At 72.8% G+C, this 26,988-nt stretch carries 19 protein-coding genes; 7 read left to right on the top strand and 12 right to left on the bottom strand.

Going from position 1 to position 26,988, the window contains the following annotated elements:
* On the bottom strand, positions 1–765 hold the full coding sequence (locus BCD49_RS07460; protein ID WP_007511852.1) for an alpha-ketoglutarate-dependent dioxygenase AlkB: 765 nt from the start codon (positions 763–765) through the stop codon (positions 1–3).
* A 719-nt stretch (positions 766–1,484) separates the two neighbouring features.
* Here BCD49_RS07460 and BCD49_RS07455 point away from each other — a divergent pair.
* Positions 1,485–3,323, top strand: coding sequence for a hypothetical protein (locus tag BCD49_RS07455; protein ID WP_071041306.1), 1,839 nt, complete (start codon positions 1,485–1,487; stop codon positions 3,321–3,323).
* A gap of 53 nt (positions 3,324–3,376) precedes the next feature.
* Positions 3,377–5,359, top strand: coding sequence for a GMC oxidoreductase (locus BCD49_RS07450; protein ID WP_051466162.1), 1,983 nt, complete (start codon positions 3,377–3,379; stop codon positions 5,357–5,359).
* A gap of 131 nt (positions 5,360–5,490) precedes the next feature.
* On the opposite strand, the gene BCD49_RS07445 is transcribed toward BCD49_RS07450, so the two are convergent.
* Entirely contained in the window at positions 5,491–6,954 is a 1,464-nt protein-coding gene (locus tag BCD49_RS07445; protein ID WP_007519363.1) for a hypothetical protein, read from the bottom strand.
* A gap of 729 nt (positions 6,955–7,683) precedes the next feature.
* On the opposite strand from BCD49_RS07445, the gene BCD49_RS07440 reads away from it, so the two are divergent.
* Together BCD49_RS07440 and BCD49_RS40410 are read left to right on the top strand one after the other, a co-directional pair.
* Positions 7,684–8,211 (top strand): peptidylprolyl isomerase, encoded by a 528-nt coding sequence (locus tag BCD49_RS07440; RefSeq protein ID WP_007519362.1) that lies wholly within the window; start codon positions 7,684–7,686, stop codon positions 8,209–8,211.
* 213 nt (positions 8,212–8,424) lie between these two features.
* Positions 8,425–9,627, top strand: a complete 1,203-nt coding sequence (locus tag BCD49_RS40410) for a rhomboid family intramembrane serine protease (protein ID WP_007519360.1) — start codon at positions 8,425–8,427, stop codon at positions 9,625–9,627.
* A gap of 56 nt (positions 9,628–9,683) precedes the next feature.
* Here BCD49_RS40410 and BCD49_RS07430 read toward each other — a convergent pair whose 3' ends face one another.
* Positions 9,684–10,814, bottom strand: a complete 1,131-nt coding sequence (locus BCD49_RS07430) for an SAM-dependent methyltransferase (protein ID WP_071041305.1) — start codon at positions 10,812–10,814, stop codon at positions 9,684–9,686.
* A gap of 635 nt (positions 10,815–11,449) precedes the next feature.
* Here BCD49_RS07430 and BCD49_RS07425 point away from each other — a divergent pair.
* Both BCD49_RS07425 and BCD49_RS07420 read left to right on the top strand, forming a co-directional pair.
* A complete protein-coding gene (locus BCD49_RS07425) occupies positions 11,450–13,354 on the top strand; it encodes a glycoside hydrolase family 15 protein (RefSeq protein WP_071041304.1) in 1,905 nt (634 codons plus the stop codon).
* A gap of 605 nt (positions 13,355–13,959) precedes the next feature.
* A complete protein-coding gene (locus tag BCD49_RS07420; RefSeq protein WP_071041303.1) occupies positions 13,960–14,316 on the top strand; it encodes a hypothetical protein in 357 nt (118 codons plus the stop codon).
* A gap of 155 nt (positions 14,317–14,471) precedes the next feature.
* Here the strand turns inward: BCD49_RS07420 and BCD49_RS07415 are convergent, their stop codons facing one another.
* Positions 14,472–14,735 carry a cell division protein CrgA gene (locus BCD49_RS07415; protein ID WP_071041302.1) on the bottom strand — a complete coding sequence of 88 codons (264 nt, stop codon included), beginning with the start codon at positions 14,733–14,735 and terminating at the stop codon, positions 14,472–14,474.
* A gap of 187 nt (positions 14,736–14,922) precedes the next feature.
* Here BCD49_RS07415 and BCD49_RS07410 point away from each other — a divergent pair, with 187 nt between their 5' ends.
* Positions 14,923–15,720, top strand: a complete 798-nt coding sequence (locus BCD49_RS07410) for a DUF881 domain-containing protein (protein WP_007519350.1) — start codon at positions 14,923–14,925, stop codon at positions 15,718–15,720.
* A 23-nt stretch (positions 15,721–15,743) separates the two neighbouring features.
* Here BCD49_RS07410 and BCD49_RS07405 read toward each other — a convergent pair whose 3' ends face one another.
* Genes BCD49_RS07405 through BCD49_RS07370 form a run of 8 tightly spaced genes read right to left on the bottom strand, consistent with a single transcriptional unit; the run spans position 15,744 to position 26,942 of the window.
* Positions 15,744–16,394 carry an aminodeoxychorismate/anthranilate synthase component II gene (locus tag BCD49_RS07405; protein WP_007519348.1) on the bottom strand — a complete coding sequence of 217 codons (651 nt, stop codon included), beginning with the start codon at positions 16,392–16,394 and terminating at the stop codon, positions 15,744–15,746.
* 4 nt (positions 16,395–16,398) lie between these two features.
* On the bottom strand, positions 16,399–18,501 hold the full coding sequence (pknB, locus tag BCD49_RS07400; RefSeq protein ID WP_083401327.1) for a Stk1 family PASTA domain-containing Ser/Thr kinase: 2,103 nt from the start codon (positions 18,499–18,501) through the stop codon (positions 16,399–16,401).
* A complete protein-coding gene (locus tag BCD49_RS07395; RefSeq protein WP_027140321.1) occupies positions 18,494–20,218 on the bottom strand; it encodes a serine/threonine-protein kinase in 1,725 nt (574 codons plus the stop codon). Before BCD49_RS07395 ends, pknB begins: the two co-directional genes overlap by 8 nt.
* Positions 20,215–21,666, bottom strand: coding sequence for a peptidoglycan D,D-transpeptidase FtsI family protein (locus BCD49_RS07390; RefSeq protein ID WP_071041329.1), 1,452 nt, complete (start codon positions 21,664–21,666; stop codon positions 20,215–20,217). Before BCD49_RS07390 ends, BCD49_RS07395 begins: the two co-directional genes overlap by 4 nt.
* Before the next feature lie 46 nt (positions 21,667–21,712).
* Positions 21,713–23,398: an FtsW/RodA/SpoVE family cell cycle protein gene (locus BCD49_RS40405; protein ID WP_083401326.1), complete on the bottom strand. Its 1,686-nt coding sequence runs from the start codon at positions 23,396–23,398 to the stop codon at positions 21,713–21,715.
* Positions 23,395–24,765 (bottom strand): PP2C family protein-serine/threonine phosphatase, encoded by a 1,371-nt coding sequence (locus BCD49_RS07380; protein WP_007518071.1) that lies wholly within the window; start codon positions 24,763–24,765, stop codon positions 23,395–23,397. Before BCD49_RS07380 ends, BCD49_RS40405 begins: the two co-directional genes overlap by 4 nt.
* Positions 24,762–25,313 (bottom strand): FHA domain-containing protein FhaB/FipA, encoded by a 552-nt coding sequence (locus BCD49_RS07375; protein WP_007518069.1) that lies wholly within the window; start codon positions 25,311–25,313, stop codon positions 24,762–24,764. The genes BCD49_RS07380 and BCD49_RS07375 overlap by 4 nt, the downstream gene beginning before the upstream one ends.
* Before the next feature lie 6 nt (positions 25,314–25,319).
* A complete protein-coding gene (locus tag BCD49_RS07370) occupies positions 25,320–26,942 on the bottom strand; it encodes an FhaA domain-containing protein (protein WP_071041301.1) in 1,623 nt (540 codons plus the stop codon).
* Positions 26,943–26,988: the final 46 nt, after the last annotated feature.

Here is a 26,988-nt window from a genome sequence, read left to right as displayed (position 1 = left end):
TCAGCGACCGAAGTGCCGGGACGCCATGTAGCCAGGGCCCTGCAGGGGCCTGCCGGTCCGCGCCGTCCAACGCCATTGCACCGAGATCCGGCCGCCGACGTGGCCGGCGATCTTGGGCACGCCGTGCAGCCAGTCCGCCTGGGCACGCCCGCCGAGCACGAGCAGGTCACCCGAGCTGGGCGCGAGATCGAGCAGGCCGCCGGCGTCGCTCGGGTCGTTCAGGATGCGTCGGCCCTGGCCGAGCCGCACCGGCTTCACGGTCCACGGCCGGCGGGCACCCAGCGTGAGGATCGCGATCACGGTGTCGTCGAGCCACCGCAGCTCCTTGTCGCGGTGCACCCCGACCGAGTCCGCGCCGTCTCGGTAGTAGGACATGCCGTAGCCGTCGAACTCGACGCCATAGCGGCGGCGCAACGCGGCGTGTGCCGCCGTGAGCTCGGGGATGGGCGGTGGCCGGCCCGCCTCGTACCAGGCGCTCAGCCGCGGCGCGGTCACATACTTCTCGTAGCGCCACATCGCGCCGGCCCGCCACTGGGTGGTGTCACGGACCCGCTGGTAGAGCTCGTCGGCGGCCGGCAGCCAGCCGCGGCCAACGTCCACCCAGGACGTCCGGTCGAGCCAGTGCCGCTCGACAGGAGCCGCCGTCAGCACCCTGACGAGGGCGGCGACGTCGGTGCGGCCGGCCGGCGCCGAGACGTCCCCCTCGCCGACCGGACCGGTGAGGGCCGGGCCTTCGCCGGCCTGGCCGGCCCGCTCGGCGGACATGCCTCGACGGTACCGGCGACCTCTGACACCTCTGGCACTTCCGAAGGCCTACGGGTTCCGCCCCACGGCCTTGTCGCCGTCGCCTGTTCACGCAGAGTGAAGTCCAGGATTGGCTGCCGGGTCAGACAGGCTCGGGCGTGCCGGTCGGCGTTGATCCTCGATCCGGACGTTGGTGGGGCGGCGCGACCGATGGTGAGGGCCAATCGGTGAAAAAGGTGRCAATCGTTGGGAAAGGGGCAATYGAGAGGTAAGGGGCCGTCGTAGGTGGATGGTTGCGGTCGCGTGGGCTGTGGGTGGGTCGGTGTTTCCCGCCGCCGGTTCTCGTCGGGTCGCGGGCGGACTGGCCGTCGGCTGGACCCCCCACGAGCACATCGCGGATGTGCATAAGCGCTGGTCGAGCGCTCTCAACGCGCTCGCGTAGGCATGTTGCCGTTATGTGTGCCCCTTGGTCGCGCTCCCCTTACCCCTTCGCCAGCGCGGGGTAACGTGCCTCAACCGGCATAGCCAGCCAGCGCGTCGCACAGCCCGCCGACGCCCGACACGACCCGAACTGACCCAGAGTCCCTAGGCCCGGCCGCTCACCCGGCTCTCCGGTCCGACGTCCACCCGCCACGCGGCCAGCGGCTCCACCCACGCACCTCGGTCCATTCGCGCGAGGGCGCGGACATGGCGTCCAGGCCCACCCGCGAAGGCAGCACGAAGGAAGGAGGCGAGACTCCGTGGCGACCGACCCGATGCGTCAGCTCCCGCTCCCCGGGGTCCTCGTCCTGGTTTCCACCCCGCCTTCCGGTGCCATCGTCGCGGACAACGTGGGCTGGCAGCGCGCCGTCGCGCAGGCGGGCCTGCCGCCCGCGACCAAGCTGGTCGCGCTCATCCTGGCGAGCCACGTCGAACCGGCCAGCGGTGCCGATCCGCAGCTGCCGGCGGGCTCCGCCGTCTGCGCGCCTGGCCTGCGGGTGCTGGTGACACAGACCAAGTACAGCCGGACCCACGTCCAGCGCCAGCTCGCGCTGTTGCGCAGGCTGGGCTGGCTCACCTCGGTCGGCCGGCCCGCGGCCGGCCGACCGGCGCGGTTCGTGTTGACGCTGCCGGCGGAGGTCGCCCGCCGCGCCGGAGTGGGACTGGCCGAGCCAGCCGCGCGGGCCAAGGCCGGGGACGCCGATCGCGCCCGGCCGGCCGCCGGCGCCGCCCCGGCCGCCAGCGCCACGAATGCCACCGCGGACCCGGCCGAGCGGTCGCGCGGCCGCCTCGCGGCCGTCGCCCTCGGGGCGGTGGCCGACGCGGTGGAGGCCTCGAGCCGCCCAGCGGCGGCCCGTCAGGAGGAGCAGGGCGAAGCGGCGGCGATCGCCGAGGCGGACGCCGACCCCATGGCGGACGCCGAACCTCTGGCCGGCGTGGCCGGCGCCCCGGCGGCCAACGCCGGCGGCCGGGTACGCCGACGGGCGGGCGGGCGCCCGCGGCCACCTCGGTCCGCCTCGAGCGAGCGGGGGCGGGCCCGGATCGCCGGCACGCTGACGCGCCTCGGCGCGCGCCCGAACGCTTCGGCCTCCCGCCAGGACTTCGCCGAGGATGGGGACAGGCTGCCGCCGAACCTCATTCCCGACGCGCTCGAGCTGCTGACCGGCGCAGCCGGCCGCCGGCCGGTCCCGCCGCGCTGGACGCCGTTGACCACGCTGCCCGCCGTGACCAGGCCGGCGCGGCCCGCCTCCACCGCCGGGCTCAGGCCCACCGCGCCCACCTCCTCGCCTGTCGCCGGCCAGGACTGGGGTTACGCGGTCAGGGAGGCCGCCCGCTCGGACTCTTCGTCCCCGTACGCCGCATACGCGGAGCCGGTGAGTGCCCGGCCCGGAAACGTCGGGYCGGCGGATGCCGTCGCCGGGGACGCGGGTTCCGAAGATGTCTCATCCGCGCCGGTGGGCGGTGGCTCCCCACCCGTCGGCGGGCCGCTGGCGGACGGCGCGCACGTTGGCGGTCCGCCGGCGGTGGACATGTCGCCCTTGGTGGACACGTCGCCCTCGGCGCAGACCAGGGCGGCCGCCGTGTCGGCCTCGGACCTGACCGCGCCCGTCGAACCGCCCGCGCCCGTCGAACCGCCCGCGCCTGCCGAGCCGGTGGTCCAGGTGCCGCGCGACCCCGTGGCCGAGGCGGCGGGGCAGGTGGTCGTCACCCTGGCCAGCGCGATGCGTTGTGAACCGGACGCCTTCGCCGACTGCGTGGGGCCGCTCACCGACATCCTCAACGAAGGCGGCTGGTCGGCGCCCACGCTCGCCACGCACCTCGTCCACCTGGTGGTCGGCGGGGTGAAGGTCGGCTCCGACAGTCCCGCCGACGGCCTCACCTGGCGGCTCAAGCATCTGCCGAGAACCAGCGTCGAGTGCCCGTGCGGCGCCTGCCGGTCCTGGCGCGCGGTGACACCCGCGCCGCGGGCCACCTCCGACCGGTCGGAACCCGGCGGGGACGGGGCGGCGTCCGCGCTGCCCGACCTGGCCGAGATCGAGCGGGCCGCCGCCGTCGGCGCCGAGCAGGCGGCCCTGCTCGCCCGGGCACGCGCCTCCTGACTCTCCCGGTCGGCTCGTCTGCCGGCCGCCGGCCCGGGCGACATGATGGAGCCATGGGCAACGCCAGCTCAGGTCTCGAACCTGACGAAACCGGCGGTTTCGATGTGGATGTCCTGGTCGTCGGGAGCGGGTTCGGCGGCAGCGTGACCGCGCTGCGCCTGGCCGAGAAGGGCTACCGCGTGACGGTCGTCGAGGCCGGCCGCCGCTACACGGCGCCTCCAAAGGCCTCCGGCGCCACCAGCGAAAGGCATTCTGGTGGCGCCTTCGGCCAGGCGCCGCCAAAGGCCTCCGGCGCCACCAGCGAAGAGCACCCTGACGGTGGCAGCGGCGTTGGCCAGGGGCCCGCGGCTGGTGGCGATGCGCCGGAGAAGCGGCGTTCTCGTGGCGACGTGGTCGCCCCGCTGCCCCGGACCAGCATGGACATCCGGCGCTACCTCTGGCTGCCGCGGCTCGGCTGCCACGGTATCCAGAAGATCACCCTGCTCGGCCGGGTGCTGGTGCTCTCGGGCGCCGCGGTCGGCGGCGGCTCGGTGGTCTACGCGAACACGCTGTACCGCCCGCTGGAGCCGTTCTACGCCGATCCGCAGTGGGCGGGCCTGACCGACTGGCGGGCCGAGCTGGCGCCGTACTACGACCAGGCCGAGCGGATGCTCGGCGTCGTCCGTAACCCGACGACCACCTACGCCGACCAGGTGTTCCAGACGGTCGCCGAGGAGATGGGCGTCGGCGACACCTTCCAGCTGGCCGACGTGGGCGTGTACTTCGGCCCGGACGGGCGGCCGGCACCGGGCGAGCCCGCCGACGACCCGTACTTTGGCGGTGTCGGCCCGCGGCGAGTGGGCTGCCTGCAGTGCGGCGAGTGCATGAGCGGCTGCCGGCACAACGCCAAGAACACCCTCGACCGCAACTACCTGTACCTGGCGGAGCGACTTGGCGTCACGATCGTCGCCGACACCACCGTCAGTTCGGTGACGCCGCTGCCGGGCGGCGGCTACGAGGTGGTCGGCGAGCCGACCGGTGCCTGGCCGACGGTCACGGCCTGGGGCCGGGCGAAGGCTCGGCGGCGGCAGCGCCGCTGGCGAGCCGGGCAGGTGGTGTTCGCGGCCGGCGCGCTCGGCACCCAGCGGCTGCTGCACGCGATGCGCGACGGCGGCCAGCTACCAGGCCTGTCGGACCGCCTCGGTCACCTGACCAGGACGAACTCGGAGGCCATCCTCGGCGCGATGAGGCTGCGGCCGGACGAGCGGATCACGCGTGGTGTCGCGATCACGTCCAGCTTCTACCCGAACCCGTACACCCACGTCGAACCAGTCCGCTACGGCCGCGGGAGCAACGTGCTGGCGCCGCTGGGCGCCCCGATGACCGACGGCGGCGGGCGGCTGCCGCGGTGGGCACGGTTCCTCGGCGCCTGCCTGCGCCGGCCGCACCTGGCCGTCGCGGCCGGGCTGCCGTGGCGGTGGTCGGAGCGGACGATGATCGTTCTGGTGATGCAGTCCCAGGACAACTCGCTGGTCGTGCGCCGCCGCCGCGGCCCGCTGCGGACCAGCTGGCTGACCAGCCGCCAGGGCCACGGCCAGCCGAACCCGACCTGGATCCCCGCGGGCAACGAGGCGACCAGGCGGGTCGCCGCCAGGATCGGCGGCCACCCGGCCGGCTCGATAACCGAGATCGCGAACATCCCGCTGACGGCGCACATCCTGGGCGGAGCGCCCATCGGGGACAGCCCCGAGCGCGGGGTCGTCGACGCTTACCAGCGGGTGTTCGGGCACCCCGGGCTGCACATCGCGGACGGTGCCGCCGTCTGCGCGAACCTGGGGGTGAACCCGTCGCTGACGATCACCGCACAGGCGGAGCGCGCCATGTCGCTGTGGCCGAACAAGGGTGACTCCGACCCACGTCCCCCGCTGGGCGCGCCGTATCGCCAGATCGACCCGGTGGCGCCGCGTCATCCCGTCGTCCCGGCGGACGCCCCCGCCGCCTACCGGATTGGCGACCTGCCGGTGGTCGCGATCCCCAAGGTGCCCCAGAAGCACTGACCCCAGACGTACGGACGTAGTGGCCCCCGGCACCTGGCACACACGACAGAAGCGACCCTCGCGGCGGGAGCCGCGAGGGTCGCTTCCTGTCCAGTCCTCAGAGACTCCAGTTCTTCAGAGACTCCAGGTCCTCAGAAACGACGGGACGTCGACGGATCGCTCAGCGTGTCGACGCCGGGCATCTCCTCCATCCGACCGGAGGTGGCATCGCTCGCCATCCGCTCCGACAGCCGGTCGGTGCCGGGGAACCCGCCGGGAGTCGTCGGCATCGGCCGCTGGCCGGCCTGCTCCTCGCGCGGCATGGCCGGCTGGTTGACGCCCTGCTGCCCCAGGAATCGGCGGGCGGCCACGGCGGCGCCGGCTCCCGCGCCGGCCAGGAGCAGCAGTCCCAACCCACGCCGACGGCGCTGGTGCGACTGGGCCATCCGGCGCTCGGCGCGGACGAGGTGCTGCTCCAGCGCGCGCTGGGCACGGTCGGCCTGCGTCGTCGCCTTGTGCTCCGACCGGCGCGCCCGGCGCGAGTGGCCATGCCGCATGGCCCGTTCGCTCGCCTCATAGGCACGCTGGGTCAGGTCGTCGGCCGCGCCCTGGGCCTTCTCGATCCGCCGCTGCTGCCGCTTGGACACGCCGTGCACCCGGGCCTGCCCCCTGGTGAGCTCCTCCCAGGACAGCCCTTCCGGCAGTGCCCACCGGGGCGGCTCGCCGCCCTGCTCCCGCCAGGAACGGTCGCCGGCGCGCATCCGCTCGCCCTGCGCCACGCGCCGGCCCTGCTCCTCGCGCCGGCCCACGCCCCGCCCGCGCCCGCCGGGCTGCTCCCAGCGCTGCCCGCCATCGGCCGGAAGCCGCTCCCGGAGGCCATCCTGGTCCCACGGCTGGCCACGCGTCGGCATCCGGCGGGGCCGGTCCTCGACGCGCCCTGCCAGCTCCTCGCCGGGCATCATCAGCTCCCGCCGCCGACCCAGCCGGGCCGTCCGGCCCGTCCGGCCGCCGCCGGCCGGCTCGCTCCACGGCCGCTGGCCGGGCGTCTCCCAGGATGGCTGGTCGCGCGGCTCGTCCCAGGACCGCCCGCGCTCGCGCCTCGGCCGCTCGCCGAGCCGGCTTGCCGCCCAGTCCAGGTCGGCGTCGGAATGCTCCGACGCCCGCTCGGACCGCTCCGACATGCGGGTGGAGACGTCCGACATCCGGTGAGCCAGCGTGGTGCTGGCGTCCCGGGTCGCCGAGGCCGCCGACTGCCCGGCACGGGCGGCCATCCCGGCCGCGCCGGTGACCGCCGAGCCAGCCCGGCCCGCGGCGCCGCGGGCGGCCAGCTGGAGACCGGCCGATCGCTGCCCGTCCTCGCCGAAGGCGCCCCGGATCCCCGCCCTGCCGGGGGCACCCGAGCCGGCGCCGCCGAGCAGGTGCGACGCCCCGAGCAGGCCCGCCATGGGGCCGCCGCCCTCGTGGCCGCGGCCGGACCGCTGCTCGACCACGCTGTCGGGGCGCAGGCGGCGCATCAGGCCGCCCCGCTCCTGGCCGCGTGCGTCCCGGCCTCGCCTCGCGTCGCCCGGCGCCGCCTCGGTGACGCGTGAGAGCCGGTTCCGCATACTGCTACCCATCGGTCTCCCTCTCCTGGCGTTGCCTCTTGGCGTGGTGGGGCGACCTGGCTACCGCCCGCTCGCCGCCTGGCCTCCGCCGGTCGGTACCGGGGTTCCTGCCGGATCGGCGAAGCCGATCTGGAGGTCCGGCGCCGGGCGGGCCGGCGTCGTGGCGGGAGCCCGGGCCAGCGATGTCCGCCCCGGGGATGTCCCCTGACCACCGCCAAACATCACTTTCACGCTGCGTAGTGCTGGTAGCACTCTCGCGCCTCGGCCCGCTTCTGTCGCGCCCACCGCCCGGTCGGCCGGCTTCGCCGGACATCGGCGGCCAGGCATGCTGATCCCGACTCGGTCGGCGGCGGGTGCCGGCGCCGGCGCGGGCCGGGTGGCGGGCGGGGAGCGGCGCCCTGTGATCGGGCGCCGCGTCCGAGGTGGGCGAGCGGCACATACGATCGTCCTCGGCGCGGCCAGCTCGGGGCAGCCGTGCCGGGCTGGGCCGGCCGCGGTTCCCTGATCCGGGTCAGCCCGTTCGAGCCCGCGAACAACGCCCGCGGGCGAGCCCCGATGTCGAGCCTTGCGCTCGGCCGCGCCGAGCCGAGCCGACACCAGGGAGTCGCTGCCCCAGGGACAGCACGTCGTGCCTCGCGGGAACGTCGCGTGGCGCGCAGCCGTCTTCCGGTTGGGTATGCGGCCGGTGACGCCAATCCGGCGCGGGCCAGGCGGCCCGCGACATGAAGAGAAGAGAGACACATGGCCGAGGAGCTGTACGCGACGCTGCGGACGACTCAGGGCGACATCGAGATCCGGCTGTTCCCGGATCACGCTCCGAAGACCGTCCGCAACTTCGTCGGTCTCGCCACGGGTGAGCAGGAATGGACCGACCCGAGCACCGGCGAGAAGAAGACCGGCACCCCGCTCTACGACGGCACGATCTTCCACCGCGTCATCCCGAACTTCATGCTTCAGGGCGGCGACCCGCTCGGCAGCGGCCGCGGCGGCCCGGGCTACAAGTTCGCCGACGAGTTCCACCCGGACCTGTCGTTCGACCGGCCGTACCTGCTGGCCATGGCGAACGCCGGCCCCGGCACGAACGGCTCGCAGTTCTTCATCACCGTCGGCCCGACCGACTGGCTGAACCGCAAGCACACCATCTTCGGCGAGGTCACCCGCGGCACCGAGGTCGTCGACGCCATCAGCAAGACCCCGACCGGCCCGCAGGACCGGCCGCGCACCGACGTGGTGATCGAGAAGATCGCCATCGAGCGCCGCCCCGCCTAGCTCGCCGCACGGCCGGGGAGGTGGGCCATGACCACGGCCCACCTCCCCGGGGCAGACCTCGGCTGGGAGCTCGGCGGACGCGGCCGAGGCTCGCCCAGCGGCGCCGGGTGAGGCCTCGCGCGACCGGAGGCCCTGAACTGGACCACACTGGACAGGCCGAGAAGCTCGGACGGACAGGATCGCGGGCCGGCTGGCCCGGAGGGGGTGGCGCTGGTGACGGCGCAGGGCATCGAGCCCGAGCCGGCAGCCGGCTCTGGGCGGGCGGCATCAGGCACCGGCGACGCGGGTCCCGGCCACGGCGCGCCGACCGCGGGCGACGAGCGCTCCCCTTGGGCTCGTCCGACCGGTGCCGGGGAGCCGCCCGCCGAGTCCGCGCCGGCCGCGTCACCCGGGCAGCACGGGCATCCCGGCTGGGGGACGCCGCCCGGGCCGCCGCCCGCTCAGGTGTCCTGGGGCGCGCCGAGGGTTGATGGCGCCGCGCCAGACGGTCCCGCCCAGGGCGGTCCCGGCCAGGGCGCACGGCCGGGCGGTGGGGGTAACGCCGGGCAGGCTCCGGGCTCCGGGCCCTCCGGGCAGCAGACGCGCTGCTATCGCCATCCGGAGCGGGAGGCGTACGTCTTCTGCCAGCGCTGTGGCCGGCCGATCTGCCCCGACTGCATGCGCCCGGCCTCGGTCGGCTTCCACTGCCCGGAGGAGCAGGGCGCCTCGCCGAGGCCGCAGCGGCAGCCCCGCACCGCGCTCGGTGGCCGCGCCCAGGCCTCGTCGGGCCTGGTCACGAAGATCCTCATCGGCCTGTGCCTGGTCGCCTATGTGCTGCAGGGTGTGCCCGGGCTGACGGGCACCAGTCGGATCAACCAGTTCACCATCGACTACTCGCTGATCGGCGTCAAGATCGCCTTGGACGACGAGTACTGGCGACTGGTCACCGCCGCGTTCCTGCACGGCAGCGTCCTGCACATCCTGTTCAACATGTACGCGCTGTTCCTGCTCGGGACGCAGCTCGAGGCGGTCCTGGGCCGGGCGCGGTACCTCGCGCTGTTCTTCGCCTGCGCGATCGGCGGTAACACGCTCAGCTACCTGATGTCCGGCGAGCGGACGTTCTCCTACGGCGCGTCCACGGCGATCTTCGGGTTCTTCGCCGCCTATTACCTGATCGCGCGCCGGCTGCGGCTGAACACGAACCAGATCCTCATCGTGGTCGGCATCAACCTGGTGATCACGTTCACGATCTCTGGCATCGACAAGTGGGGCCACCTCGGCGGCCTCGGCACCGGGTTGCTGCTGGGCCTGCTCTACGCCTATGTGCCGTCGCGCCGCGTGGCCCTGCAGGCTCTGGGCACCGGCGCCGTCGTGGCGGTGCTACTGGTCGCCGCGGTGCTGAACTCCCAGAGCCTGACGTCCATGACCGGCGGCTGATCCTCAGCCGATCGCGACGGAGGCCAGGCGCGGTGAGGCCAGGCGCGGTGAGGTCGTCAGTGCCAGCCGATCGAGGCGTACACGGGAAGCCGGCCGAAGTGCGGGCGGGAACACTCGTCGGGCGCGTGCCACTCCTCGGCCGGGACCAGGCCCGGTTCGATCGGCTCCCAGGTGCTGACGACGTCGACGGCCTGCGCGTGCGGCCGGGGACTGCCGGGCAGTCCGGCCTGGGTGAGGACCCAGCGCAGACCGCGCGCGGAGCCTTCGTCGCAGAGCTGGGAGAAGATCAGCAAGCTGCCCCGGGCCGTCGCCTCCCGGTAGCCGAGCAGCACGGCGCGTAGGTCCTCGTGATCGGCGATGTGCGGCATCCCGGGCACGACCAGCAGGGCGATCGGGCGGGTGACGTCCAGCCGGGCGCGTACGCCCCGGTGCGCCAGCACCTCGGCCGGGCGGGTGGGGTCGGCTCGCACGACGGTGGCCAACTCCGCCGGGACGTTCGACGCGACGCGGGTCATTGTCTGCGAACGCGGCTCCACGTAGACCGTCCGGCTTTCCGGCGCGACGGCGCAGGCGATCTCGTGGACCGGGTCGGCGGCGTACGCGCCGCCGCTGAGGGCGAGGAACTGGCGCACGCCATTGCGGGCGGCGAACCTCACCGCCTGAACGAGGAACTCCTTGGACGCGTGGGCGGCGGCGGGCGCCTCCGGCCACTCCAGCAGGATCCGCAGCGCCCATTGCCGGTCCACCCGGCGGTGGGAGGTGCCGCCGAGCAGCGCGTCGTGGATTCCACCCGGGGTGGGGAGCTCGTTGAGGTCCCCCTCTGGGTGGAACTCGGTGGGGATCGGGACGGTGAGGCCGCCGTCCGGACCGGTCTGCTCGACCGGACGCCGTGGCCCGACGGGCCRCATCGACTCGTCCTGCCCGCCCTGCCAGAACGAGCCGGGCGAACCGATGAGGTTCGAGACCCACGCCGGGCCGGCCGGTCCGAGGGGTTCGGCCGTTCGCGACGGGCTGGCGGACCTGAGCAGGCTGACGGCCGGGAGGCCCGTCGGGCGTGCCGGCTGGGCGCCACGGACGGGGCCGTCGACGAGGCCTCGATCCCGGCCGTTGGAGCGGGCCGGGATCGTCACGGGTATGGGAATGCTGCCGCCGTGCCTTCTGGCGAGCATGGGCCCGGTGGACGTCATGTCATCACCTTTCAGTGTTTGCGCGTCGGTGGCCACCAGCCGGGGCGGCGGACACCGTGGTCGGAACACCCTGTTCGTCGACAGCGGGCGCGCGGGCCACGGGAAGGCCCCTGGACGCGGCCCGATGGCGGGACCGAACACGGGTCGGCGGCATCCGGGGCACGGATCCGAACGTCGCCGGGACAGCGGACGCACAGCCAGTGATGACCACGAGTGGGGCCGGCCGTGACGCCATGCCTGGGCAGGAATGAGTGCGATATAGGCATTCCTGCTACCTCGGCGGGTAGTCGACCCAATGGGTACGGCCGAGCATGCGGTCCCCTCACCGTGCGCGGGGTCAGATTAGCCGCGTGTCTCACCGCCGTGAATGAGGGCTTCCCCCCGATCGCGATGCCGGTTTTCTGCGCGAAGTCGCCCGGAATCGCCCGGGTCGGGAGGGAGCCGGCCGCGGCGACCGACGCATGATTACTATGCGCTCCCATCGTCGATACAATGAGCGATGGCTCGGGGTCGTGAGGTCCCGGTGGGCGGACGGGTCGCCGGGGCCCGTTCCGGACCAGGTAGCGGACGGGCCACGCGAGGCGCAGAGGGTTCTTCCCCGGTGCCACCGCGGGCCCCGGAAGGCGGGGGTCGCGGTGGCACACTCACCGACGCGTCGGCTCGGGGGCAGCCCGTTCCCGCCGATCGCCGAGTACGCGTTCCTGTCGGACTGCGAGACGTCGTGCCTGGTGGCGCCCAGCGGGAACGTCGAGTGGATGTGCGCGCCGCGCCCGGACGCCCCCAGCGTGTTCGGCTCGATCCTGGACCGCTCGGCCGGCGGGTTCCGGTTCGGTCCCGAACGAATCATGATCCCGGCTGGCCGGCGCTACCTGCCCGGCACCAACATCGTGGAGACGACCTGGCAGACGCCGAACGGCTGGTTGATCGTCACCGACTGCCTGGTCGTCGGCCGCTGGCACCGCACCGCGGCCCGGTCCAAGACCCTGCGGCGCACCCCGATGGACTGGGACGCCGAGCACGTGCTGCTGCGCACGGCGCGCTGCGAGCACGGTGAGGTCGACCTGAGCCTCGTCTGCGAGCCGAACTTCGACTACGGCCGCCAGCCCGAGTCCTGGGAGTACGAGGGCGAAGGCTACTCGTCCGGGGTCATCTCCAACGCCCGCACCGGCCTCACGCTGCGGCTGCGCACCGACCTGCGGCTCGGTTTCGACGGTCGCCGTGCCCTGGTGCGCACCACCCTCAAGGAGGGCGACGCGGCGTTCGTGGCGCTCACCTGGCGGGCGCACGAGCCGATGCTGCCCGCGACCTACGCGCAGGCCATGGCGGCTGTCGAGTCGACCACCGAGTTCTGGCGGCAGTGGCTCTCGCGCGGGATGTTCCCCGACCATCCCTGGCGGCGGCACCTGCAGCGCAGCGCGCTCGCCCTCAAGGGCCTGACCTACGCCCCGACCGGCGCGCTGCTCGCCGCCGCGACCACCTCGCTGCCGGAGACCCCCCAGGGCCAGCGCAACTGGGACTACCGGTACAGCTGGATCCGCGACTCGACGTTCGCGCTGTGGGGCCTGTACACGCTCGGGCTGGACTACGAGGCGAACGACTTCTTCTCCTTCATCGCCGACGTCTGCGAGGAGAACGGCGACATCCAGGTGATGTACCGGGTTGGCGGCGAGTCCGACCTGCAGGAACGGGTGCTCGGGCACCTGTCCGGCTATGACGGGGCCATCCCGGTGCGCGTCGGGAACGACGCCTACAAGCAGCGTCAGCACGACGTGTGGGGCACCGTGCTCRACTCGGTCTATTTGCACACCAAGTCGCGGGACTACCTCTCCGAGCGGCTGTGGCCGGTGCTCGTCCGGCTGGTCGAGTCCGCGGCCACCCACTGGCGGGAGCCGGACCGCGGCATCTGGGAGGTGCGCGGCGAACCCAGGCACTTCACCACGTCGAAGGTGATGTGCTGGGTCGCGCTCGACCGGGGCCGCCGGCTCGCGCAGATGCGCGGCGACCTGAAGTCCGCGGCCCGCTGGAAGACCATCGCCGAGGAGATCCACGCCGACGTCTGCGCGCACGGCGTCGACGAACGAGGCGTCTTCACCCAGTACTACGGGTCGAAGTCGCTCGACGCGTCCGCCCTGCTCGTGCCGCTGCTCGGCTTCCTGCCCGCCTCCGACGACCGGGTCAAGGCCACCGTGCTGGCGATCTCCGACGAGCTGACCGTCGACGGGCTCGTGCTGCGCTACCGCACGGACGAGACCGACGACGGCGTGGGCGGCGAGGAGGGCGCCTTCATGATCTGCTCGTTCTGGCTGGTGTCCGCGCTGGTGGAGATCGGCGAGCTGCACCGCGGCCGGCAGCTGTGCGAGCGCCTGCTGTCCATGGCGAGCCCGCTGGACCTGTTCGCCGAGGAGGTCGACCCGGCGACCGGGCGTCACCTGGGCAACTTCCCGCAGGCCTTCACCCACCTGGCGCTGATCACCGCGGTGATGTACGTCATCCGCGCCGAGGACGCCGAGGCCTACGCCMGGCCGTCCCCCTCGACCTAGTTGCCTGGCCCGCTCCGTGCGGGCTGTATTGCCTGGTTCGCTCCGTGCGGGCACGGCGCTCTGTTTCTGGTTCGCTCCGTGCGGGCACGGCGCTCCGGCCCCGTACTCGCTTCGCTCCCACGGGACCTCCGCGCGCCGTCCTCCTCCGCTCACGGGCGCTCCGGCGACCTCCGCTGCGGCCCAACCACGTTCGCTTCGCTCCGTGGCCGGGCCTCCGCGGAGGCGCGCCTCCGCGCCAGCTCGGTTGCGTGCCGCTGTGCCGTCACCAACCGAAACCACAGCGCTCGTATGGCACCTCGCTGCGCTCGTGGCGGTCTTCGCCACTGTTCAGCCACCTCACGAGCGCAGCGAAGTGGCCTTACGGACGAGCCTGCTCCGGGTGCGTGACGTTCAGCGGTAGGTGACCGTGCGGCGCGGAGGCGCGCCTCCGCGGAGGCCCGGCCACGGAGCGAAGCGAACGTGGTTGGGCCGCAGCGGAGGTCGCCGGAGCGCCCGTGAGCGGAGGAGGACGGCGCGCGGAGGTCCCGTGGGAGCGAAGCGAGTACGGGGCCGGAGCGCGCCGCCCGGACGGAGCGAACCAGAAACACAGCTTCTAGCATGGGGGCGTGGCGAAGGTGGAGGTCGCGGGCGGGCGGGTCGAGGTCGTTCTCAGCCAGAAGGAGCGGCTCGCGGCGCTGCGCGGGGATGTGTCGGCGGCGCTCGACGAGATCGCCGCCGTGCGTGTCTCGCCGCACCCGTTCGGCGAGCTGCGCGGCATCCGCGCCCCTGGGACGGGGGTGCCGGGGGTGATCGCGATCGGTACCTGRCGACACCGCGGCGGCAAGGACTTCGTCGCCATCTATCGCAGACGGCCGGCGGTCGTCGTCGAGCTCGCCGCCGGCAGCGAGTTCGAGCGTTTCATCGTCGGCGTCGAGGACCCGGATGAGACGGTGGCCAGGATCCAGGCCCGTCACATCAGGTAACCAAGTCGATACTTTGTGCTCCGTTGTTCTGGTGGACCTCTATCCACACATGTGGACAACGGTTGTGGATAAATCTCGGCCGTGCAACTTCACCGGCGCCACGACCTGTGGGGTCGTGGCGCCGGACGTTTACCGACTTCGGGCGGATGGCACGGCTAGTGCCACTGAGTGGCCACGCCCAGGCCAATTACCACAAAACCAAATCCAATCAGGATGTTCCAGCCGCCCAACGACTCCATCCCCAGAACGCCACCGTTGGAGAAGTAGTACGTCAGCAGGTAGGCGATCCMGATCAGAAAGAACGCAAGGATCATCCCGCCGAACCAGCGCGGCGACGGCGCCCTGCGCTTCGCGGCGACGGTCGTGCTGGGACGGGCCGAGGTGGACTTCTTCGGCTTGCGACGTCGCGACTCGGGCACGGAAGGTTCTCCTCGTCGGGGGCTACACAAACACTGCGAGAAGGCTACCCTCCCACCCCCGCCGACTGGCTATGTGAGGGCTTGGCCCTTATCGACGTGTTCCAGGTCCGTCCGGTCGGGCGGCCAGTCCGCCGGTGCCGGCGGGCAAGGTGGACGCGGCTGTCCCGACCGTAGGAGGGTGGCGCGTGTGGGATGGACGGGGCGGCGGGCGCGGCGGCCGCGCCCGCCGGGTGCCCGCTCACGGCGCGCGCTGGCGGGGATGCTCGGCGCCGTGCTCGCCGGCCTGGTCGTCGCGCTCGCCGCAGGGAGCAGGGACGAGGCCGGCGACAGGAGCGCGTCCGCGACCAGCGGTCTGAGCGCCTACGGGAGCGGCCTCGCGGCCGTCGCCGCCGCCGACCAGGCTGGCGTGGACCGAGCGCGCGGCCGGCTCACCCAGCTACGCGCGAACGGCCCGGACGCGTCGCCCACCGCCGCCGGCCCGACCGGCGCCGCACCCGCGTCGCCAGCCGGCGCGCTGGAACGCGCGGGCCTGACCGAGGCCCACGGACCCGCGGTGACGGTGACGCTGGACGACACCCCGCGGGAGCGGCGCGCCGGGCCGTGGGACCCCCGGTTCCGGCCGCCGGTCGCGGACGACCTCGTCGTGCACCAGCAGGACGTGCAGGCGGTGGTCAACGCGCTCTGGGCCGGCGGGGCGCGAGCCATGACGATCATGGGGATACGGGTGACCGCGCGCACCGCCGTCCGGTGCGTCGGGAACACGCTGCGGCTGGAGGGTGGCGTCTACGCCCCGCCGTTCGCGATCTCAGCGATCGGCGACCAGGACCGCCTCGTCGCGGCTCTCGAGGACGACCCCGACGTGGTCCTGTATCGCCAGTACGTCGCCGCCTATGACCTCGGCTACCGCATGGAGAGGGTCGGGAACGCCACGTTCCCCGCCGCGGACCTGCCCAGCGCCCACTACGCCACCCCGCTGCCCGGCTAGCCAGGCAGCGGGGTGGCGCGGGCTCAGGCGAAGGCGGCCTCGCGGAGGGTCTCCACCTCGGTGGACAGGGCCGGCGCCAGCCGCAGCGCGGCACCGCCGTCACCGCAGGAGTCCAGCCAGCGGGCGAGCATCAGGTGGCCGCCCTGGGTGAGCACCGACTCGGGGTGGAACTGGACCCCCTCGATCGGCAGCGTCCGGTGCCGCATGGCCATCACCACGCCGCTGTCCGTCCGCGCGGTGACCTCGATCTCCGCGGGCAGCGTGGACTCCTCCACCGCGAGCGAGTGGTAGCGGGTCGCGATGAACGGGTTCGGCAGGTCCGCGAGCACCCCGGCGCCGTCATGGTGGACGACCGAGGTCTTGCCGTGCAGCAGCTCGGGCGCGCGGTCGACGGTCGCGCCGAACGCGACGCCGATCGCCTGGTGCCCCAGGCAGACGCCGAACACGGGCAGGCCGGCCGACGCGGCGGCCGTCACCATCGGGATGGTGACGCCGGCCGCCTCCGGCGTGCCGGGACCGGGGGAGAGCAGCACGCCGTCCACCCCGAGCTCGCCGACGAGCACCGGGTCCACCTCGTCGTTGCGGCGGACCAGRCACTCCGCCTCGAGCTGCCCGAGGTACTGGACKAGGTTGAACACGAACGAGTCGTAGTTGTCGACGACCAGGATGCGCACGTCGCTACCCGTTCCCGCCGGCGCCGGTGGTGGGCGCCCCGGTGCCGCCGTCGGGCGTGGTGGGCGGCGGCGTGGTCGGTGGCTCGCTGGTGGGCGGCTTGGTGGTCGGCTTCACCGTCGGCGAGGCCGTCTCGGTGGGGGCGGTCTGCGCCGCGACGAACAGGGTGATCGTGTCGCCGCGGTTGACGGTCGCGTTCTTCGGGCTCTGGTCGAGGACGGTGCCCGCCGGCTGGTCGGCGAGGGCTCGCTCGGTGATCGTGACCCTGAGGCCGAGCTTCTCCAGCTCCGACTGGGCGGTGCCCGCCTGCTGGCCCGTGTAGTCACCGATGTTGATCTTCGAGCTGACTACGTAGATCGTGATCTTGCTGCCCTGGGGGGCCGCCTGGCCGCCGGGCGGGTCGGTCTTCTCCACCGTGCCCGCCTTGTGGGTGGCCTGGCCGATGAAGTCCTGGACATCGGGTTGGAAGCCCGCCTGCGTCAGGATGTTCACCGCGTCGTTCCTGCCCTTGCCGGTCACGTCCGGGATGTCGACCGAGTCCGTCGGGATCGCGACCGTCAGGGTGATCTTCGCGGTCTTGTCGATCGTGCTGCCCTCGGCCGGGTCGACCTTGGCGACGGGGTTGCTCCCGTCCTTCGGAGCGTCGGCCGTCTTGTTCTGCTCGATCGTGATGTTGGTGAAGCCCAGCTCGTTCAGCCGGGCCTCCACCACCTTCTGCGGCTGGCCCTGCAGGCCCTGTGGGATCGTCGCCTGGCCGGTGCTCGCCGTGTCGCCGTCGTTGCCCTTCTTGTCGCCGAGCAGCGACGTGGCTACCAGCGACACGACGACGAAGGTGAGCACGACCGCGAGCCCGGCGAGGACCCACTTCCACGCGTTGGAGCCGCGGCTGGGCTCCGKCCCGGCCGGACCGCCCCCCGCGCCGTAGCGGCCGGGGCCGCTGGGGGCGCCGGCCCGGTCGAACTCGTCGTCGTAGCGGCCGGGGTAGCCGCCGATCCGCGTGTGCTGGTCGTCGTCGTAGCCGCCGCCGTAGCCCCCGGTCGGGTAGGGACCGGTCTGGTCGTCGTAGCCGGTGTCGCGGTAGCCCGTCTCGCGGTACCCGGTGTCGCGGTACCCGGTGTCGCCGTAGCGGGGGCCGGTGCCGCCGCGGTAGTCGTCGCCGTAGCCGCCCGGGGCCAGCTGGGTGGCCGCCGCGGCGCCGGTCCCGCCGCCGGCCGGCCGCGGCGACGGCAGCTGCGCGAAGACCCGCCGGCCGGACAGCGCGCGCTCGAGGTCGTCACGCATCTCGCCGGCGCTTCCGTACCGGTCGTCCGGCTCCTTCTCCAGCGCCTTGAGCGTCACCGCGTCCGCCGTGGCGGACAGCTGCGGGTTGCGCCGCGACGGCGGGTCGGGCAGCTCCCGGACGTGCTGGTAGGCGACGGCGACCGGGTTGTCGCCGCGGAACGGCGGCTCGCCGGTGAGCAGCTCGTAGAGCAGCACGCCGGTCGAGTAGACGTCGCTGCGCGCGTCGACCTTGGCGCCGCGGGCCTGTTCGGGGGAGAGGTACTGCGCGGTGCCGATGACGGCCTGCGTGGCCGTCATCGTCGACGAGGTCGCGTTGTTGGCCTTGGCGATGCCGAAGTCCATCACCTTGATCGAGCCGTCCGGGCTGAGCATCACGTTCGCCGGCTTGATGTCCCGGTGGATGATGCCCAGACGGTGGCTGTAGTCGAGCGCGGCGCAGATGTCGGAGGTGATCTCCATCGCCCGGCGCTCGGGGAACGGCCCCTCCTGCTGGAGCACCTCGCGCAGCGTGCGTCCCTCGATGAACTCCATCACGATGTACGGCAGATGGACGCCGTTGATGACGTCCTCGCCTGTGTCGTAGGTCGACACGATCGCCGGGTGGTTGAGACCGGCGGCGGACTGCGCCTCCCGCTGGAAGCGCTTGAGGAAGTTCGGGTCGCGCGCGAGGTCCGAGCGCAGCACCTTGACGGCCACGTCCCGGCCCAGCCGGATGTCGCGGCCGCGGTAGACCTCCGCCATGCCGCCGTAGCCGATGCCGGCGCCCAGCTCGTACCGGCCGCCGATCATGCGTGGGTCCGTTCCGTACATCTCCGTCACATCAGACACCAGCGATTCCCTCCCCGACGACGATCCCACCACCACTGGGACCGGTCGTCACCGCCTGTGTGACGGAGGCCGCTGCGTGCGAAGAACCGCCCGAGCCGGCGAGGGAGCGGGTGATGAGCGCGGTGACAGCCACTGTGAGCAACAGCAGCACGATCAGCACCGGCAGGGTCAGCCGGCGCCGGCGCCTGCCCGCCGCGCCGGCCCGGCGGTTGGCCGCCCGGCCGCCCGCTGCCCGGCCGCCCGGCTGCCAGCCGCCCGGCTCGGCGTCCTCGGCGTCGGCCGCGGGATGCGCCGCGGCGAGCCCGGTCTCGGCGAGCTGATCGTCGGCTTCGCCCGGCGGCCAGGAGCCGCCGGCGGTCGGCTGGTAAGCCGTCGGGGACGGCTGGTAGGCGGAGTGTCCTGGCTGCTCCTGCTGGTAGCCGGCCGGCGCGGCGGCGGGCTGGTAGCCGCTGGCGCCCTGCTGATAGCCGGTCCCGCCGCGCTGGTAGCCGCCGCCCGGCTGATAGGCCGTCGCGCCCGGCTGGCCGGCGGCGGCACCCGGCTGATAACCCGTCGCACCTGGCTGGTAACCCGTCGCGCCCGGCTGGTAGGCGGTGGCCCCCGGCTGGGGTGCCCCCGCCGGGCTGGGGGTGCCTCGCCCGGTGCCACCCGCACCGGCGTAGCCGGGCCGTGCGCCAGGGTAGGCCGCTCCCGGGCCTCCGGCGGGGCCGTCGGCGACCCAGGAGGGCGCCCTGTTCCGGCCGCGCGGCGGCGGTCCGGAGGGGGCGGGGTGCCGCGCCGTCAGGTCGGGGCTCACGCCGGCGCCGGAGGCCCAGCGCGGCTCGGAGGCGAACAGCTCGCGGCGGATGCCGGCGGCGCTGCGCGCGAACGCGCCGGCCGACGACGGCCGGCGGGCCGGGTTCTTCGCCATCGCCTGCTCGACCAGCGAGCGCACCTGGTACGGCACGTCCGCCGGCAGCGGCGGCGGGGTGTCCTGCTGGTGCGCCATGACGACGACGATCGGGTTGCGGTCGTCGAACGGCCGGCGCCCGGCCAGGCACTCGTAGGCGACGACGCCCAGCGAGTACACGTCGCTGGCCGGGGTGACCGGGCGCCCGGACGCCTGCTCGGGCGAGACGTAGTACGCCGTGCCCATCATGATCCCGGTCGCGGTCAGCGGGGCCGCGTCGACGGCCCGCGCGATGCCGAAGTCGGTGACCTTGACCACGCCGTCGGGGCGGATCAGCAGGTTGCCCGGCTTGATGTCCCGGTGCACGATGTTGAGCGCGTGCGCGGCCTCCAGCGCGTCCGCCGACTGGCCGAGGACGTCGAGCATCCGCTCGGGCGAGAGCCGTTTCTCCCGGTGCAGCACCGCCGACAGCGGCTCGCCCTCGACGAGCTCCATCACCAGGTAGGCCGTCGGGTGGTCGTCGACCGTCGCCACCTCGCCGTAGTCGTAGACGGAGGCGATGCCCGGATGCGAGAGCCGGGCGGCATGGCGGGCCTCGCCGCGGAAGCGGACGAGGAAGGACTCGTCGCTGGCGTACTCCGGGCGCAGCAGCTTGACCGCGACCGGGCGGCCGAGGGTCTGGTCGACGCCCCGCCACACCTCGCCCATGCCGCCGGTGGCGATCCGGCCGTCGAGGCGGTAGCGGTTGTCGAGAACGGTGTTCGGCGGAACGGCTCCGGCGAACGGCTGGGCTGGCTGGTGGGCGGGCTGACCCGACGGGTTGTTCATCCTCGAACGTCCAATGCGGTCTGCATGACCTTCTGCGCGATCGGGGCAGCGATGGCGCCGCCGGTCCCGACTTCCCCGCCGCCGTCCTCGACGACGACCGCGATGGCGATGGTGGGGTTTTCGGCTGGGGCGAAGCCAACGAACCACGCGTGTGGCGGCTCGTTCGCCCCATGTTCGGCTGTACCGGTCTTGCCTGCGACCGACACGCCGCTGATCTGTGCTTTCCGGCCAGTGCCTGACGTGACCACGGACTGCATCATGGTAGTCAGCTGGTCGGCCACCTGAGAGCTGATGGGCTGGCCGAGTTCCTTCGGTTTGGTTTGGGCAATCCGCTTGAGGTCTGGCCCCTGAAGCTCCTGGACGACATACGGCTTCATCATCCGCCCGTCGTTCGCGATCGCCGCGACCACCTGTGCCATCTGCAGCGGGGTGACCCGCACGTTGAACTGGCCGATCGYGGACTGCGCGGTCTCCGGCTTGTCCAGGGAGTCCGGGAAGACGCTCTTGGCCTGCGGCAGCTCGAACCCGTCGATCGTGGTGTCGAAGCCGAACGCGTCGGCCTGCTCCCGCAGCTTGTCGCCCCCGAGGTCCATGCCGAGCTGCGCGAACGCGGTGTTGCAGGAGATCGTCAGGGCGTGGATCAGGGTGTCGGTCTGGCCGTTGCCACACCGCTCACCGCCGAAGTTCGGCAGCTCGACGGTGCTCTGCGGCAGCGGTAGCCGGTCCGGCGCCGGGATGACCGAGTCCGGGGAGTAGTTGCCGGTCGAGAGCGCCGCGGCGGAAGTGATGATCTTGAAGGTGGAGCCGGGCGGGTAGGTCTGCTGCGCGGCCCGGTTCAGCAGCGGATCGTCGTCGTCGCCGCTGAGGGTGTTGTACTGCTGCTGGACGGCGTTCACATCGTGGCCGGCGAGCGAGTTCGGGTCGTACGTCGGCGCCGTCACCATGGCGAGGACCGCGCCGGTGCGCGGGTCGATCGCGACCACCGCGCCCTTGCGGCCCGCAAGCGCCTGCGAGGCGGCCTGCTGGATCGCCGGGTCGATCGTGGTGATCACCGAACCGCCCTTGCGGTCCGAGCCGGAGAACAACGAGCTCACCCGGCTGGCCAGCAGCCGGTCGTCGTCACCGCTGAGGAAAAGGTTCTCCGACTGCTCCAGGCCGGTCGCACTGTAGAGCGTGTAGTAGCCGGTCAGCGGCGCGTAGAGCGAGCCGTCCGCGTACTGACGCAGGTACTTGAACTCGTCGTCCACGGGCTTGGACGACGCGATCGTGGTGGAGCCGGCGAGGATCATCCCGCGCTGGCGGTCCAGGCGGGCGGCGATCTCACGGCTGTTCGTCGGCTCCTGCTTGAGACTGTGCTGCTCGCCGACCTGTACCCAGTTCGCGTTGACGAGCAGGCCGGCGAACAGCGCGCCGCAGACCAGCATGACCCGTCGGATCGGCCGGTTCATGTGGGCGGCGCGCTGGTCCGGGCCGGACCGCCGGGCGTCGCCCGGACTACTCGGCTGGCTCATGGGTCTCCTGGGTCTCCGGAACCTCCTGGATCGCTTGGACCTCCTGGACGTCGACCCTGCGGWCGATCTCGGTCTGCACGTTCGCGATCTGGTCGGGCTCGACCTCCAGGACGTCCTGCGCCTCCGCCTGGCGGCGGCGGACCGTATCGCTGATCCGCAGCAGCAGGGCGATGATCGCTGCGTTCGCGACCAGGGACGACCCACCGTAGGAGACGAAGGGCAGCGTCACACCGGTCAGCGGGATCAGCCGCATCACGCCACCGACCTGCACGAAGACCTGGATGCCCAGCGTCGCGGCCAGCGCGGTGGCGAGCAGCTTCCCGAACGGGTCCGGGGTGGTCAGCGCGATCCGCATCCCGCGCACGACGATCAGCAGGTACATCACCAGGATCGCCATGACCCCGGTGAGCCCCAGCTCCTCGCCGAGGCTGGCCATGATGAAGTCGGTGTTCGCGAACGGCACCTTGTTCGGATGGCCCCGGCCGAGGCCGGTACCGGTGATCCCGCCCGCGGCGAAGCCGTAGAGGCCCTGGACCAGCTGGTAGGACTTGTTGCTCGGGTTCGTCCCGTCGAACGCGTGCAGCCAGATGTCCACCCGCACCTGCACATGGCTGAACAGGTGGTAGGCGGCGAGGGCCGCGGCGATGAACAGGCTGAGGCCCACGACGACGAACCGGGCCCGCTCGCTGGCCACGTAGAGGACGACCAGGAACATCCCGAAGAACAGCAGCGATGAACCCAGGTCACGCTCGATGACCAGGACGCCGAGCCCGGCGACCCAGGTGAGGATCGCCGGCACGTAGAAGCGCGGCCCCTTCGACCACACCCGGCTGATGACGCCGGTGTATGTGCCGCTCGAGTCACTGACGCCGGCCGGCGCCGCCTGCTCGCCCGGTCCGTGTGCCCCCGGCCGCAGCCGCCTGATCGCGCCGGTGAGGGCGGCGGCGGCGTTGCCGGCCGAGCGCCTGCGCGCCTTCGTCACCACGTGCGCCGACATCAGCGCGCCGAAGGTCCGCAGGTAGCCGGCGAAGAAGATGGCCAGCAGGATCTTCGAGATCTCGCTCGGCTGGAAGGAGAACGGGCCGACCTGCAGCCACAGCCTGGCCCCGTTGATCGTCGCACCGATGCCAGGCAGCACCGGCAGCAGCAGGAACACCAGGCCGGCCAGGCCCGCGGTGAAGGTGTAGCGGGCGAGCGTGCTGTGGTTGCGCACCAGCGCCAGCACCACCACGAACACGATGGCCGTCAGCGCGGTCCAGATGACCTGGGTGTGCGCCGCGCTGGGGGGGATGGCGCGTCCGGCCTGCTTCGCGGCGTCGGACCTGGCCAGGTCCAGCCGGTAGATCATGACGAGGCCGAGCCCGTTGAGCGCCGCGCACAGCGGCATCAGCAGCGGATCGGCGGCCGGCGCGAACCGGCGCATCGCCAGGTGGACAAAGCCCCACAAGACGTAGAACCCGAGCGCGTACGTGGCGATGTGGTAGGTCAGATGGCCGTCATGCGCCAGCGTCAGCGCGGAGAGCGCCGCGGTCGTCAGAATGCCCGCGGCCACCAGCAGAACCAGCTCGCTCCGCCGGTAAGGGGGTAGCTCTACCCCCTGTGGCGACGGGACGCGGGCGAAGGCTGCCGTGAGGTTCGCGGACCATTGCCGGCGAGGCGGCAAACTCATCGGGACGAAGCGGACGCGTTCAGGCAGTTGACGGGGTCGGCGGCGCACGCGGACGCGGTGGCCGCCGCCGCGTTCGGGTCCACGACGCCCGGACCTGTCACCGACGCGCTCGGTGTCGGGGTCGGGGACGCCGACGAGTTCGGTTCCTTGGTGTCGGTGCTCGGGTTCTTCGGCAGGTCACGGACCTTGGCCTCTGCGTCGGCGAGGCTGTCCACGCGCACACCGGACTGCACGGCGCTGCGTTGCGGCTCCGCGATCTCGGAGATCGGGCCGAAGGTGGTCTTGACGTTGGCTAGCGCGCCGAGGCTCGGGACGCCCTGAAAGATCGCGACCTTGCCCTCGTGGACGCCGACGTAGTACTGGTCGCGCATCCACGCCAGGCCCGCCACGGCGGTGACGACCAGCAGCACGACGACCGTCGCGCCGATGACGATGAGGCGCCGCTTGCCGCGGCCCCGCCCGGTCCCTTCGGCGAAGTCCTCGGCCGACAGGCCGCCGCGCTGGGCGCCTCGCCCGATCCGCGCGGCCTTGGCGGCCGCGGAGTCGGTGTCCGGGTTACGGGGGTTCGGGCCGACCCGCGCGGCGGTCGCGCCGGGGACCGTGCCCTTCTCGGCGGCGGCGCCGGCGACCAGCGCGCCCTCGATCGGCTCGTCGTCGTCGACGACGTCCGCGACGACGACCGTGATGTTGTCCGGACCGCCGCCCTTCAGCGCCAGCTCGACCAGACGGTCCACGGCGTCCCGCGGGGTCGTCCCGAGCAGGGCCTCGAGGATCGTCTCGCCGCTGACGACGCCGGACAGGCCGTCGCTRCACAGCAGATAGCGGTCACCGACCCGGATCTGGCGCACCGTGAGGTCCGGTTCGACCTCCCGGCCGTCGAGCGCGCGCATGAGCAGCGAACGCTGCGGATGGGTGTTCGCCTGCTCCGGGGTTATCCGGCCCTGGTCGACGAGGTCCTGTACCAGCGTGTGGTCATGGGTGACCTGGCTCAGTACCTCGTCGCGCAGGAGGTAGCAGCGCGAGTCGCCGACATGCAGCACGCCGAGCTGGTCGCCGGAGGCGAGCAGCGCGGTGACCGTGGTGCCCATCCCGTCGAGCGTCCCGTCCCGGGCGGACATCGCGCGCAGCTGCGCGTTCGCGTCGTGCATGGCGGCGACGAGGGCCTCGAGGAGGTCGTCGGCGTCGATCTCGGTATCCAGGTCGGCGAGCGCCGACACGACCGTCGAGCTCGCCACCTCACCGGCGGCGTGACCACCCATGCCGTCGGCGACGGCAAGCAGGTAGGGACCGGCGTAGGCCGAGTCCTCGTTTCCCTCTCGGACGTGGCCGACGTCCGAGCGGATCGCGTAGTGAAGCCGAAGGCTCACCGGCGGAACTCCAGGACCGTCTTGCCGATCCTGACCGGCGCGCCGAGGGATACCGGCATGGGCGTGGTCACTTTCGTGTGTTCGAGAAACGTTCCATTGGTCGAGTTGAGATCTTCGACGAACCATCGGCCGTCGTGATGGACGAGTCTCGCATGTCGACCGGACGCGAAGTCATCGTCGAGAACCAGCGTCGAGTCTGGCGCGCGTCCGATGGTGATCGGTTCGCCGGTTAGTGGGATCACGGTGCCCGCGAGGGGACCCTTTGTGACCACAAGCTTGCTTGGCGGGTATGCATTGGGCGCGTTCAGTGGTGGCGGGACCTGGACGCCCCCCCGTGGCTGAGCCGGCCGCGGCCTCGCCGGCCCTCGCGGGGCGGGGCCGCGACCGCCCGCTCCGTCGAGAGCGCCACGACGCGCCTGTCGGCGCGTCGGGCCGAGCAGGTCCGCCCGCACCGCGCGGACCGCCAGCAGGACGAACGCCCAGAGCAACGTCAGGTAACCGATTTTCACCAGCAGCAGGACGAGCTCGTTCGGCTGGGATGGATCCATCAGGCTTTACCAGCTCCGGTCGCTCGGAGGGGGTGGGCCCGGCCGACGTCGGTGGTCGTCGGGCCGAGGACGAGCAGGGGTCCGGCCGGGTAGTTCGGTCTCGGCATCGTAGATCTCGTTCTGAGCACGGTCGTCACGGCCACCGCGGCCGGGCCCCACCCGTTCGGCCGGAGGACCGTCGAAGCCGTTCGCTCCCCGCGGCGTACCTCGACGTTCAGCACCGGGACGGTCCGTACCTGGACGTTCAGCACCGGGACGTTCAGTGCTGGACCGGTCAGAACCATAGCGTTCGGATCCATAGCGTCCACGGGGGCGTCCGTCGGCACGGCGACCGGGGCCATATTCGTCCTCCCCGTCAGGGTACAGATCGGTGTCGACGCCCTGTCGGGAGCGGACATTTCGGGCATCGTKTCCGTCACGCGGGTCCCGGCCGCCGCCGTCCCGATACGGCTCGTTACGTGGGTTTGACGGGACTCTGTCGGCCTCCTCGCGATAGCGCTCGCCTCGGGGCGGACCGGAGCGGTCGACGAATGAGTCTGGYCGCCCTGGCCGCACTGGCCGTTCCGGCCGGGCCGCCGGGGGCGGTGGTACCGGCGGCGGCGCGTCCCGATACGGCTCGCCGCGGGGGTTGGAACGGTCGCGAGGCTGGTCGCCGCGCGGGTGGGGACGTTCCCGGTCCGCGTACGGGTCCGGTCGGCCAGGTGGCGGCGGTATGTCCCGGACGGGCTCGGGGCGGGGGGTAACGCGGTCCGCATAGGGCTCGGGGCGGGGGGTGACATGGTCCGCGTAGGGCGGCGGCTCGGGGCGCCGATCGCGATCCCGTTCACGGGGGCGATAAGGCTCCTGGCCACCGGGGCGGCGAGAATGCTCCGGTGGCGGCGGCGTCGACGTCCGAGCGGGCCGCGCGTCCTCGCGCACGAACGTGATCAGCGCGTTGCCGAGCTCGATGAGATCCCCGTTGACCAGCTTCACCTGCGTCGCCGGCCGACCGTTCACGATGCTGCCGTTCGTCGAACCGGCATCGACATAGAGAAAATTGCCGTCCGGCATGCGCCGGATCTCGCCATGCTGGCGCGACACCCCGGTGTCCGTAAGCCGGATGTCGCATTCCACGCTGCGGCCGATCAGCGTCGACTCGCCTGTCAGCGAGTACTCCCGCTCCGCCCCAGGTGGCGCGTCCTTGCTCGTGATCATCAGGTGGGGGGTGCCTGGCGTCGCGCGCGGCGCCGCGCCGCGCGGGCCGGCGACAACTCCCGGATCGGCCGAGGCCACGCTGCTGCGGATCCGGAACACACCGACGTCGAGGTCCTGCGCCTCCGACAGCTTCACGCTGACCGGCCCGACGAACGTGTACCGCTGCTCCGCCGCGTGCTCCCGGACCATCTCCGCCAGCTCGTCGCACAGCGCCCGGGCATAGGGCGCGAGCCGCRCATAGTCCCCGTTCGCCAGCTCCACCGCGAACTGGTTCGGCACCAGCACCCGGTTCGAGCTGATCGCCCGCCGGTCGTCGGTCTCCCGCGCCAGGGCGCCCGCGATCTCGACCGGTTCCACGCCGCCCTTGAAGACCTTCGCGAACGCGCCCTCCACGAGGCCGCCCAGGCGGCGTTCGAAGCGTTGCAGCACGCCCATGCCCGACCTCCCTTCGCCCGGTCTGTGGATCGTATGACGAGGACGC

Source organism: Pseudofrankia sp. EUN1h, from assembly GCF_001854645.1.
GTDB classification, from domain to species: domain Bacteria; phylum Actinomycetota; class Actinomycetes; order Frankiales; family Frankiaceae; genus Pseudofrankia; species Pseudofrankia saprophytica.
The sequence above is the reverse complement of the archived record's forward strand: the minus strand, read 5'-3'. Positions and strand labels throughout refer to the sequence as shown.

What these genes read in the sequence shown, in the direction of transcription:
- BCD49_RS07440 (WP_007519362.1), top strand. Translation starts at nt 7,684, where the DNA reads ATGGCCGAGGAGCTGTACGCGACGCTGCGGACGACTCAGGGCGACATC.
- BCD49_RS07445 (WP_007519363.1), bottom strand. Translation starts at nt 6,954, where the DNA reads ATGGGTAGCAGTATGCGGAACCGGCTCTCACGCGTCACCGAGGCGGCG.
- BCD49_RS07460 (WP_007511852.1), bottom strand. Translation starts at nt 765, where the DNA reads ATGTCCGCCGAGCGGGCCGGCCAGGCCGGCGAAGGCCCGGCCCTCACC.
- BCD49_RS07375 (WP_007518069.1), bottom strand. Translation starts at nt 25,313, where the DNA reads ATGGATCCATCCCAGCCGAACGAGCTCGTCCTGCTGCTGGTGAAAATC.
- BCD49_RS07450 (WP_051466162.1), top strand. Translation starts at nt 3,377, where the DNA reads ATGGGCAACGCCAGCTCAGGTCTCGAACCTGACGAAACCGGCGGTTTC.
- BCD49_RS07395 (WP_027140321.1), bottom strand. Translation starts at nt 20,218, where the DNA reads ATGAACAACCCGTCGGGTCAGCCCGCCCACCAGCCAGCCCAGCCGTTC.